At 60.3% G+C, this 12211-nt stretch carries 8 protein-coding genes; all 8 read left to right on the plus strand.

Going from position 1 to position 12211, the window contains the following annotated elements; genetic code table 11:
- The 8 genes from lpxB to eno all read left to right on the plus strand — a co-directional run bounded on the left by lpxB (window position 1) and on the right by eno (window position 12166).
- Window positions 1-1131, plus strand: a complete 1131-nt coding sequence (gene lpxB, locus PSH91_RS05585; RefSeq protein WP_173407340.1) for a lipid-A-disaccharide synthase — start codon at window positions 1-3, stop codon at window positions 1129-1131.
- Between the two features lie 11 nt (window positions 1132-1142).
- A complete protein-coding gene (gene rnhB, locus PSH91_RS05590) occupies window positions 1143-1787 on the plus strand; it encodes a ribonuclease HII (RefSeq protein ID WP_160891751.1) in 645 nt (214 codons plus the stop codon).
- Between the two features lie 96 nt (window positions 1788-1883).
- Window positions 1884-5405, plus strand: coding sequence for a DNA polymerase III subunit alpha (dnaE, locus tag PSH91_RS05595; protein ID WP_305467543.1), 3522 nt, complete (start codon window positions 1884-1886; stop codon window positions 5403-5405).
- A gap of 151 nt (window positions 5406-5556) precedes the next feature.
- The gene (locus PSH91_RS05600) at window positions 5557-6504 is read left to right on the plus strand and encodes an acetyl-CoA carboxylase carboxyltransferase subunit alpha (RefSeq protein ID WP_047227574.1); all 948 of its coding nucleotides are present in this window, start codon (window positions 5557-5559) and stop codon (window positions 6502-6504) included.
- A gap of 131 nt (window positions 6505-6635) precedes the next feature.
- On the plus strand, window positions 6636-7937 hold the full coding sequence (tilS, locus tag PSH91_RS05605; RefSeq protein WP_173407339.1) for a tRNA lysidine(34) synthetase TilS: 1302 nt from the start codon (window positions 6636-6638) through the stop codon (window positions 7935-7937).
- A gap of 298 nt (window positions 7938-8235) precedes the next feature.
- Entirely contained in the window at window positions 8236-9867 is a 1632-nt protein-coding gene (locus tag PSH91_RS05610; RefSeq protein ID WP_047227576.1) for a CTP synthase, read from the plus strand.
- 4 nt (window positions 9868-9871) lie between these two features.
- The gene (gene kdsA / locus PSH91_RS05615) at window positions 9872-10717 is read left to right on the plus strand and encodes a 3-deoxy-8-phosphooctulonate synthase (RefSeq protein ID WP_047227577.1); all 846 of its coding nucleotides are present in this window, start codon (window positions 9872-9874) and stop codon (window positions 10715-10717) included.
- A gap of 159 nt (window positions 10718-10876) precedes the next feature.
- A complete protein-coding gene (gene eno / locus PSH91_RS05620) occupies window positions 10877-12166 on the plus strand; it encodes a phosphopyruvate hydratase (RefSeq protein ID WP_047227578.1) in 1290 nt (429 codons plus the stop codon).
- Window positions 12167-12211 lie beyond the last annotated feature (45 nt).

Raw genomic sequence — 12211 nt, forward strand, 5'->3', positions numbered from 1 at the left:
ATGGCTAACTTGCGTATAGCACTGGTGGCGGGAGAGGCTTCCGGTGACATTCTGGGTGCCGGTCTGATGCGTGCGCTCAAGGCGCAGCACCCAGCAGTGGAGTTCATCGGTGTCGGTGGCCCCTTGATGCAGGCCGAAGGGCTGGCGTCATATTTCCCCATGGAACGCCTGTCGGTGATGGGGCTGGTTGAGGTGCTCGGACGTCTGCGCGAACTGCTGGCTCGCCGCAAGAAGCTGATCGCGACCCTGATCGACGAAAAACCGGATGTGTTCATCGGCATCGATGCGCCGGATTTCACTCTCAATATCGAACTCAAGTTGCGTCAGGCCGGTATCAAGACGGTGCACTACGTCAGCCCCTCGGTCTGGGCCTGGCGGCAGAAGCGCGTGTTGAAAATCCGCGAAGGCTGCGACCTGATGCTCACGCTGCTGCCGTTCGAAGCCCGATTCTACGAAGAGAAGGGCGTGCCGGTACGGTTTGTCGGCCATACCCTGGCCGATACCATTCCCCTGCAAGCGGATCGTGACGCGGCGCGTCAAACGTTGGGCCTGCCCGACGGCCCGCTGGTGGCCTTGATGCCCGGTAGCCGTGGCGGCGAGGTCAGTCGCCTGGGAGGCTTGTTCTTCGACGCCGCCGAGCGTCTGCGAGCGATGCGTCCCGGCGTGCGTTTTGTTCTGCCCTGTGCCAGCCCGCAGCGACGGGCTCAGCTTGAAGCGCTGCTGGCCGGGCGCGATCTGCCTGTCACATTGCTCGATGGCCGCTCTCATCTCGCACTGGCTGCGTGTGACGCCGTGTTGATTGCGTCCGGCACTGCTACCCTTGAGGCGTTGCTGTATAAACGCCCGATGGTGGTCGCCTATCGCTTGGCGCCGTTGACGTTCTGGATCCTCAAACGCATGGTCAAGAGCCCTTACATCTCCTTGCCCAATCTGTTGGCCCAGCGCTTGCTGGTGCCTGAATTGCTGCAGGACGAGGCAACCGCCGATGCGCTGGCCCGTACGCTGTCGCCCTTGATCGACGGTGGCCAGGAGCAGACCCGGGGCTTTGATGACATTCACCGTACCTTGCGCCGCGATGCCTCCAACCAGGCCGCCGACGCAGTATTGACCCTGATCGGCGCCAAACCATGAGTAACGTGAAATTGCAGATGGGCCTGGACTTCAATCTGGTGGCTGAAGTTGAAGAACTGGTGGCCGGTGTTGATGAGGTCGGTCGTGGTCCGTTGTGCGGCGCAGTGGTGACGGCAGCGGTGATTCTCGATCCAAACCGGCCCATTCTGGGCCTCAACGACTCCAAGAAGCTCACCGAAGCCCGTCGCGAAAAGCTCTACGACGAAATCTGTGAGAAAGCCCTGAGCTGGTGCATTGCACGGGCTGAAGTGGAAGAGATCGACGAGCTGAATATCCTGCACGCCACCATGCTTGCGATGCAGCGTGCCGTGGAAGGCCTGCACATCACCCCGAAACTGGCGATGATCGATGGCAATCGGTGCCCGAAGCTGTCTATGCGCGCCGAAGCAGTCGTTCAGGGGGACGGCAAGGTGCCGGCCATTGCGGCGGCATCGATTCTGGCCAAGGTCAGCCGTGATCGGGAAATGAGCGCCTTTGAATTGATTTACCCGGGCTACGGCATCGGCGGCCACAAGGGCTACCCGACACCCGTTCATCTGGAAGCGCTGGCGCGCCTTGGGCCAACGCCGATCCATCGGCGCTCGTTCGCGCCGGTGCGACTGGCTTATGAAGCCCGTGAGGGTTTGATCGTAAGTCATCAGACTGCGGTCTCTTGATGCAGGCTTTTGTGGCAAGGCAATCATGCTGATGTTTTACCCAAGGCTCGGTACAATCCGGGCCTTGTTGTTTTCATGACTTAACGCAGGATCACTATGCCGGCTTCATTCGTTCATCTACGCCTGCACACTGAATACTCCCTGGTCGATGGCCTGGTGCGGATCAAGCCACTGGTCAAGACCCTGGTGGGCATGAACATGCCTGCTGTGGCGGTCACCGACCAGAACAACATGTGTTCGCTGGTCAAGTTCTACAAAAATGCCATGGGCGCCGGGATCAAGCCGATCTGCGGGGCCGACCTGTGGCTGTCGAACAAAGACCCGGACGCGCCGCTGAGCCGCATCAGCCTGCTGGTGATGAACGCCGTGGGTTACCGCAACCTCACCGAGTTGATCTCCCGCGGTTTTATCGATGGCCAGCGCAACGGCTCGATCATCATCGAGCGCGAATGGGTAGCTGAGGCCAATGAAGGTTTGATCATGCTGTCGGCGGCCAAGGAAGGTGAAATCGGCCTGGCCCTGCTCAGTGGCAATCCAGAAGAAGCCGAAGTACTGGCCCGCGATTGGATGGCGGTGTTCCCGGACCGCTTCTACATTGAAGTGCAACGCACCAATCGCCCCAACGACGAAGAACACCTGCATGCCGCCGTGGCCCTGGCCGACCGGATCGGCGCGCCGCTGGTGGCGACCAACGACGTGCGCTTCATCAAGCAGGAAGATTTCGAGGCCCACGAAACCCGCGTCTGCATCGGTGAAGGCCGGGCGCTCGATGATCCGCGTCGTCCGAAAAACTACAGCGATCAGCAGTACCTCAAAAGCGCCGAGGAAATGGCCGAGTTGTTCAGCGACCTGCCCGAGGCGCTGGAAAACACGGTCGAGATTGCCAAGCGCTGCAACATCGAAGTGAAGCTGGGCAAGCACTTCCTGCCCAACTTCCCGATCCCCGATGGCATGACCATCGACGAGTATTTCCGCAAGGTGTCCTTCGATGGCCTGGATGAGCGCCTCAGCGTTCTCTTGCCCAAGGACACCACCGAAGATTACGAGGCCAAGCGCCAGGTCTATGTCGACCGGTTGAATTTCGAGCTGGATATCATCATCCAGATGGGCTTCCCCGGTTACTTCCTGATCGTGATGGACTTTATCCAGTGGGCCAAGAGCAACGGCGTGCCGGTGGGGCCAGGCCGGGGGTCGGGTGCAGGCTCCCTGGTGGCTTACGTGCAGAAGATCACCGACCTCGACCCGCTGGAATATGACCTGCTGTTCGAACGTTTCCTCAACCCGGAACGGGTGTCCATGCCCGACTTCGACGTCGACTTCTGCATGGACGGTCGCGACCGGGTGATTGATTACGTGGCCGAGAAATACGGCCGCAACGCGGTGAGCCAGATCATCACCTTCGGTTCCATGGCCGCCAAGGCTGTGGTGCGTGACGTGGCGCGGGTGCAGGGCAAGTCCTACGGTTTGGCGGATCGTCTGTCGAAGATGATCCCGTTCGAAGTCGGCATGACCCTGGAAAAAGCCTACGAGCAGGAAGAAATCCTGCGGGACTTCATCAAGGTCGATGAAGAAGCCGCGGAAATCTGGGAGATGGCCCGCAAGCTTGAGGGCGTGGTGCGTAACGTCGGCAAGCACGCCGGGGGCGTGGTGATCGCGCCGACCAAGCTGACTGACTTCTCGCCGATCTATTGCGATGAAGAGGGCGACGGCCTGGTGACCCAGTTCGACAAGGATGACGTCGAGGCGGCGGGCCTGGTGAAGTTCGACTTCCTTGGTCTGCGGACCCTGACGATCATCGACTGGGCGCTGAAAACCATCAACCGTGATCGAGCCAAGGTCGGCGATGCGCCGCTGGACATCGCGTTTATTCCGCTGGATGACAAACCGACCTACAGCTTGTTGCAAAAAGCCGAAACCACGGCAGTGTTCCAGCTTGAATCCCGGGGCATGAAGGAGCTGATCAAAAAGCTCAAGCCCGACTGCCTCGAAGACCTGATCGCACTGGTGGCCCTGTTCCGTCCGGGCCCGCTGCAATCGGGCATGGTGGATGACTTTATCAACCGTAAGCACGGGCGCGCCGAGCTGGCGTACCCGCACCCGGATTATCAGTACGACGGCCTCAAGCCGGTCCTGGCACCGACCTACGGCATCATCCTGTACCAGGAACAGGTGATGCAGATTGCCCAGGTAATGGCCGGTTACACCCTCGGCGGCGCGGACATGCTGCGTCGGGCGATGGGTAAGAAAAAGCCCGAGGAAATGGCCAAGCAGCGCGGCGGTTTCATTGAGGGTTGTGCGAACAACGGCATTGATGCGGACCTGGCCGGTAACATCTTCGACCTGGTGGAAAAATTCGCCGGTTACGGCTTCAACAAATCCCACTCGGCCGCCTATGGTCTGGTGTCGTACCAGACCGCGTGGCTGAAGGCCCACTACCCGGCGCCATTCATGGCCGCGGTACTGTCGGCGGATATGCACAACACCGACAAGGTCGTGACCTTGATCGAAGAAGTGCGGACCATGAAGTTGCGCCTCGACGCGCCGGACGTGAACGCTTCGGAGTTCAAGTTCACGGTGAACGACGAAGGCCGCATCATTTATGGACTGGGGGCGATCAAGGGCGTGGGTGAAGGACCGGTGGAAGCCATCACCGAAGCCCGTCAGGACGGACCGTTCAAGGACCTGTTCGATTTTTGCGCCCGGGTCGATCTCAAACGCATCAACAAACGTACCCTCGACGGTTTGATCCGCAGCGGTGCATTGGACCGTCTGGGCCCGTACTTCCAGGATGAACCCAAGGCCTACCAGGCCAATATCGACCGCAACCGCGCGGTGCTGCTGGCGGCCATGGAAGAAGCGATCAAGGCCGCCGAGCAAACCGCCCGGACCCATGACAGTGGTCACGCCGACCTGTTTGGCGGGTTGTTTGTCGAGGAAGATGCCGATGTCTACGGCAATCACCGCAAGGCCAAGGAGCTGACGCTCAAGGAGCGTCTCAAGGGTGAGAAAGACACCTTGGGCCTGTACCTCACGGGTCACCCGATCGACGAGTACGAAGGCGAGATCCGCCGGTTCGCCCGCCAGCGCATCATTGATCTGAAGCCGGCGCGTGACACGCAGACCGTCGCCGGTATGATCATTGCCCTGCGGGTAATGAAAAACAAAAAGGGCGACAAGATGGGCTTTATCACCCTCGACGACCGCTCCGGGCGCATCGAGGCGTCGTTGTTTGCCGATGCGTTCCATTCGGCCCAGTCGCTGTTGCAGACTGACGCGATGGTTGTGGTGGAAGGCGAAGTCAGCAACGACGATTTTTCCGGTGGCCTGCGGCTGCGGGTCAAACGGGTGATGAGCATGGAAGATGCCCGGACCAACCTGGCCGAGAGCCTGCGCCTGAAATTGCAGACCCAGGATCTCAAGGGCGATCAGCTACGCTGGCTGGGGGAGTTGTTCAAGCGCCATCGCGGTGCTTGCCCGATTACCATGGAGTACGTGCGCCCCGACGCCAAGGCTGTGCTGCAGTTCGGCGAAGGCTGGCGGATCGATCCGGCGGATGCGTTGATTCAAGCCTTGCGTGACCAGTTCGGCAAAGACAACGTCTTCCTCCAATACCGTTGACGGCCAGGTGCCACTCCTGAACCTTGGAGCGGCCCTGATCTCGACCCGAATTTTTAATCTCGACCTGAACGCGCCTCTCCCTTAAGGTAGGGCGCGAATAGACAACCGGCCGGCCCAAGCTCTCTTGGACGTCGACCCAAGACGGACGCCTATGAACCCGAATTTTCTAGATTTCGAACAGCCGATCGCCGACCTGCAAGCCAAGATCGAAGAGTTGCGCTTGGTCGGTAATGACAATTCGCTGAATATCGGCGATGAAATCTCTCGTCTGCAGGACAAAAGCCGCACGCTGACCGAAGACATCTTTGGCAAGCTGACCAGCTGGCAGATCGCCCGCCTGGCGCGTCATCCGCGTCGTCCCTACACCCTGGACTATATCGAGCACATCTTCACTGAGTTCGATGAGCTGCACGGCGATCGGCATTTCTCCGACGACGCCGCGATCGTGGGTGGCGTCGCCCGTCTGGACGACCAGCCAGTGATGGTCATCGGCCATCAGAAAGGCCGCGAAGTCCGCGAAAAGGTGCGCCGCAACTTCGGCATGCCGCGTCCGGAAGGCTATCGCAAGGCGTGCCGCCTGATGGAAATGGCCGAGCGCTTCAAGATGCCGATCCTGACCTTCATCGATACGCCGGGCGCTTATCCGGGCATCGACGCCGAAGAGCGTAACCAGAGCGAAGCGATCGCCTGGAACTTGCGCGTAATGGCGCGACTGAAAACCCCGATCATCGCCACCGTGATCGGCGAAGGTGGTTCCGGCGGTGCGCTGGCCATTGGTGTCTGCGATCAGCTGAACATGCTGCAATACTCCACCTACGCGGTGATCTCGCCGGAAGGCTGCGCCTCGATCCTGTGGAAAACCGCCGAGAAGGCGCCGGATGCCGCCGAAGCCATGGGCATCACCGCTGAGCGTCTCAAAGGCCTGGGTATCGTGGATAAAGTGATCAGCGAGCCTGTAGGCGGCGCTCATCGTGATCCGGCCGCGGCTGCGGCGCTGATTCGTGCCGAGCTGAGTTCGCAACTGTCGATGCTCAAGAAGTTCGACAACGAGGCGCTGCTGGCCCGTCGCTATGAGCGGCTGATGAGCTACGGTCTCTGATCCGACCGCAATGCCCATGTGGGAGCGAGCCTGCTCGCGATACGGTTTAACATTCAACAAATGAGTTGACTGATATACCGCCATCGCGAGCAGGCTCGCTCCCACAGTTGTTTGTGCCAAGGCTGACTCCTATGAACCCAAGCGCGGATCTGCCAACCCGGCTCCTCACACAGCTATCCCCCTGGCGCAACGCCGTCACCTGGCGCATCGCCTTCTCCGGTGGCCTCGATTCCACCGTCCTGCTGCACCTGCTCGCGTCTCTCTCCAAAAATGAAGCCCTGCCACCGTTACGTGCTGTCCACGTCCATCATGGCCTTCAGGCTGTGGCCGATGCATGGCCGGACCATTGTCGCTCGGTCTGCAAGGCCCTTGGGGTGCCGCTGGAAGTAGTGAACGTGCAAGTCCCGGCCGGTGCCAGCGTCGAGCGTGCCGCCCGGGAGGCGCGCTATGCTGCCTTCGTGGCGCTGCTCCACAGCAATGAAGTGCTACTCACCGGTCAACATCGCGACGATCAGGCTGAAACCCTGTTGTTTCGTTTGTTGCGTGGGGCAGGGGTGAGGGGCTTGTCGGCGATGCCTCGGCAGCGTCCTCTGGGCCAGGGGTACTTGCTGCGACCCTTGCTCGATGTGTCCCGGGCGGAGCTGGAAGCCTACGCGACGCAACAGGGCTTGAACTGGATCGAAGACCCTTCCAACGACGATCACCGGTACGCGCGCAATTTCCTGCGCCAGCGAATTTTCCCGGTATTGACCGAGCAGTGGCCCCAAGCCTCGACGACCTTCGCCCGCAGCGCTGCGCACCTGAGTGAGGCGCAAGGCTTGCTGGATGACCTGGCGCGAATCGATCTGGATCGAGCCATCACGCCCTGCGCGTTCGACTGGCTTGGGTTGCGGTCGCTTGAGTTGGCCCCGTTGCGAGCCTTGTCGCCGGCCCGTCAGCGTAATGCGTTGAGTCATTGGCTGGTTTCAATGACAACGCTGCCCGACAGTGATCATTGGTCTGGCTGGGACTCGTTGCGCGATGCAGCGGACGATGCCCGGCCGATCTGGCGGCTGGCCGGTGGCGAACTGCACCGCACCGGCGGACGCGTCTGGTGGTTATCCGACCGCTGGCTGCGACCGGCCGCAGGCCCCGTAGAATGGACGCTGACTGCTCAAGCATTGACCCTGCCAGACAACGGCACGGTGACCCTCGACGGTAAAATGCCCGACGGACCGCTCTGCGTCCGCTATCGTCAGGGAGGTGAAGCCATGATGTTGCCCGGCCGTGGCCACCGGGACCTCAAGCGTTTGCTCAACGAAAGAGGCGTGCCGGCGTTTGCGCGCGGTCGATTGCCACTGCTGTATCGGGACGAGCAATTGCTGGCGGTGGCGAACCTGCCAGGACTCGACAGCGGCATTGATGGCAACTGGCAACTGATCTGGCAGCCATGAAACCAAGATCTGGGTTTGAGCTGAAAGGGGCTTTCCGGTAGACTACGCTCCCTTCTTGATACAACTTCTGTGGATTCGCCTGAATTGCAGGAGTTGCCGATTACCAAGCAGTCTTTGCTGGGCGATTCCAAAAAATGTGTAGCGAGCAACGTACCGGTGATTTCACTTCCGGTCTGTCCCAACGCGGCGGTTTTTTTGAAAGGTGCACTGTGATTAATGCAGGTGATCGGGGGCTTCGGCCTTCCTTCGCTTTCCCCGGCGGCTCGGACCGCTTTAACGCAGACTTCTAGGGTTTTTCATGACGCGCTACATATTCGTCACGGGCGGTGTTGTTTCTTCATTGGGGAAAGGCATTGCCTCGGCTTCATTGGCGGCCATCCTGGAGGCGCGGGGACTTAAGGTCACCATGCTCAAGCTGGACCCGTACATCAACGTCGACCCGGGCACCATGAGCCCGTTCCAGCACGGTGAAGTGTTCGTCACCCACGACGGCGCCGAGACCGACCTGGACCTGGGCCATTACGAGCGGTTCATCCGCACGACCATGACCCAGAACAACAACTTCACCACCGGCCGTGTCTACGAACACGTGCTGCGCAAAGAACGCCGTGGTGATTACCTGGGGGCGACCATCCAGGTCATCCCGCACATCACCGACGAAATCAAGCGCCGCATCATCAAGGGTGCCGGCGACGCCGACGTGGCGATGGTCGAAATCGGCGGCACTGTGGGTGACATCGAGTCCCAGCCGTTCCTCGAAGCCATCCGCCAGTTGCGTTTCGAAATCGGCGCCAAGCGCGCGATGCTGATGCACCTGACCCTGGTTCCGTACATCGCCACCGCTGGCGAAACCAAGACCAAGCCCACCCAGCACTCGGTCAAGGAACTGCGTTCCATCGGCCTGCAGCCGGATGTGCTGATCTGCCGCTCCGATCATCCGATCGATATTTCTTCGCGGCGCAAGATCGCCCAGTTCACCAACGTTGAAGAGCGTGCGGTGATCGGCCTGGAAGACGCTGACACCATCTACAAGATCCCGGGCATCCTGCACTCCCAGGGCCTGGACGATTTCGTCGTCGAGCGTTTCGGCCTGCAGTGCGCCAGCGCCGACCTGTCCGAATGGGAAGCGGTGGTCGATGCCAAGCTCAACCCGGAACACGAAGTCACCATCGCCATGGTCGGCAAGTACATGGAGCTGCTGGATGCCTACAAGTCGCTGATCGAGGCGATGAGTCACGCCGGTATCAGCAACCGTACCAAGGTCAACCTGCGCTATATCGACTCTGAAGACATCGAGAACCAGGGCACCGGTCTGCTCGAAGGCGCCGATGCGATCCTCGTGCCGGGCGGCTTTGGCTTGCGGGGCGTGGAAGGCAAGATCACCGCTGTTCAATACGCTCGCGAAAACAAGGTGCCTTACCTGGGCATCTGCCTGGGCATGCAAGTGGCGGTCATTGAGTTCGCCCGTAACGTGATGGGCTGGAAGGACGCCAACTCCACCGAATTCGATCGCGCCAGCGGTCACCCGGTCGTGGGCCTGATCACCGAGTGGGAAGATGCCACCGGCGCCGTGGAAGTACGCACCGAAGCCTCCGACCTGGGCGGCACCATGCGTCTCGGTGCCCAGGAATGCCTGCTTGAAGCCGGCTCCAAGGTGCACGATTGCTACGCCAAGGATGTGATCGTCGAGCGTCACCGCCATCGCTACGAAGTGAACAACAACCTGCTGCCGCAACTGATCGAAGCCGGCCTGAAAATCTCCGGTCGTTCCGGTGACGGCGCGCTGGTGGAGGTGGTCGAAGCCCCGGATCATCCATGGTTCGTTGCTTGCCAGTTCCACCCCGAGTTCACCTCGACGCCTCGGGACGGCCACCCGCTGTTCAGTGGTTTCGTGAAAGCCGCTTTGGCTCAACACCAGAAGAAGGCATAAAACGATGGCCCAGAAGATCATTCGCGTCGGCGACATCGAGATTGCCAACGACAAGCCCATGGTGCTGTTCGGCGGCATGAACGTACTGGAAAGCCGCGACATGGCGATGCAGGTCTGCGAGGAGTACGTGAAGGTCACCCAGAAGCTGGGCATCCCTTATGTCTTCAAGGCCAGTTTCGACAAGGCCAATCGCTCGTCCGTGACCTCTTACCGTGGCCCGGGCCTGGAAGAGGGCATGCGCATCTTCCAGGACATCAAGCAAGCCTTCGGCGTGCCGATCATCACCGACGTCCACGAGCCTGCCCAGGCCGCAGTGGTCGCTGAGGTCTGCGACATCATCCAGCTGCCGGCCTTCCTGTCGCGCCAGACCGACCTGGTGGTCGCGATGGCCAAGACCGGTGCGGTGATCAACATCAAGAAAGCCCAGTTCCTCGCGCCCCAGGAGATGAAACACATCCTGAGCAAATGCGAAGAGGCCGGCAATGACCAGTTGATCCTCTGCGAGCGTGGTTCGAGCTTCGGCTACAACAACCTGGTGGTGGACATGCTTGGTTTCGGCATCATGAAGCAGTTCGAATACCCGGTGTTCTTCGACGTGACCCACGCGCTGCAAATGCCCGGTGGTCGTTCCGATTCCGCTGGGGGGCGTCGCGCCCAGGTCACCGACCTGGCCAAGGCCGGCATGAGCCAGTCCCTGGCAGGTCTGTTCCTCGAGGCCCACCCGGACCCGGACAATGCCAAGTGTGACGGCCCTTGTGCCTTGCGCTTGAACAAGCTGGAACCCTTCTTGTCTCAGCTCAAGGCGTTGGACGAACTGGTCAAGAGTTTTCCGACGATAGAAACCGCGTAACGCGGTTTTCTCCGGTAAAGTACCGCTCGATTATCGCTCTGGCCCGCTGGCCGCACTGCTTTTGTGGGAGCATGGCTTGCCAGCGATGACGTCCTTCGGGACCGTCGTCGGCAAGCCTTACTGTTACAGCGTTTCGTCAACTTTGGAGTGTTTACAACAATGGCAAAAATCGTCGACATCAAAGGTCGTGAAGTTCTCGACTCCCGTGGCAACCCCACTGTTGAAGCGGACGTGCTTCTCGACAACGGTATCATCGGCAGCGCCTGCGCGCCGTCCGGTGCTTCCACTGGCTCGCGCGAAGCGCTGGAGCTGCGTGATGGCGACAAGAGCCGTTACCTGGGCAAGGGCGTGCTCAAAGCCGTCGCCAACATCAACGGTCCGATCCGTGACCTGTTGCTGGGCAAGGATCCTGCCGACCAGAAAGCCCTCGATCACGCGATGATCAAGCTCGACGGTACCGAAAACAAAGCCACCCTGGGCGCTAACGCGATCCTCGCCGTGTCCCTGGCCGCTGCCAAGGCTGCCGCCCAGGACCAGGACCTGCCGCTGTACGCACACATCGCCAACCTCAACGGTACCCCGGGTGTCTACTCGATGCCGGTGCCGATGATGAACATCATCAACGGTGGCGAGCACGCCGATAACAACGTCGACATCCAGGAATTCATGGTCCAGCCGGTGGGCGCCAAGTCCTTCTCCGAAGGCCTGCGCATGGGCACCGAGATTTTCCATCACCTCAAGGCTGTGCTGAAGGCCCGTGGCCTGAGCACCGCCGTTGGCGACGAAGGCGGTTTCGCACCGAACCTGGCGTCCAACGAAGACGCACTGAAAGTGATCTCCGAAGCCGTGGCCAACGCCGGTTACAAATTGGGCACCGACGTGACCCTGGCCCTGGACTGCGCGGCCAGTGAGTTCTTCGAAGACGGCAAGTACAACCTGTCCGGTGAAGGCCAGGTGTTCACCGCCGAAGGTTTTGCCGATTACCTCAAGGGCCTGACCGAGCGCTACCCGATCATCTCCATCGAAGATGGCCTGGACGAGTCCGACTGGGCCGGCTGGAAAATCCTCACCGACAAGATCGGCGAAAAAACCCAGCTGGTAGGCGACGACCTGTTCGTCACCAACACCAAGATCCTGAAAGAAGGCATCGATAAGAAGATCGCCAACTCGATCCTGATCAAGTTCAACCAGATCGGCACCCTGACCGAAACCCTGGAAGCCATCCAGATGGCCAAGGCCGCCGGCTACACTGCCGTGATCTCCCACCGCTCCGGCGAAACCGAAGATTCGACCATTGCCGACCTGGCCGTGGGCACTGCGGCAGGCCAGATCAAGACCGGTTCGCTGTGCCGTTCCGATCGCGTCTCCAAGTACAACCAACTGCTGCGTATTGAAGAGCAGTTGAACGGCAAGGCCAAGTACAACGGTCGTGCCGAGTTTCGCGGTTAAGCGGTAGATGGTAAAAAGACACCGGATGATGTCAAAAAAGTCGCA

Origin of the sequence: Pseudomonas sp. FP1154 (genome assembly GCF_030687245.1) — a bacterium.
Classification (GTDB): domain Bacteria; phylum Pseudomonadota; class Gammaproteobacteria; order Pseudomonadales; family Pseudomonadaceae; genus Aquipseudomonas; species Aquipseudomonas rhizophila.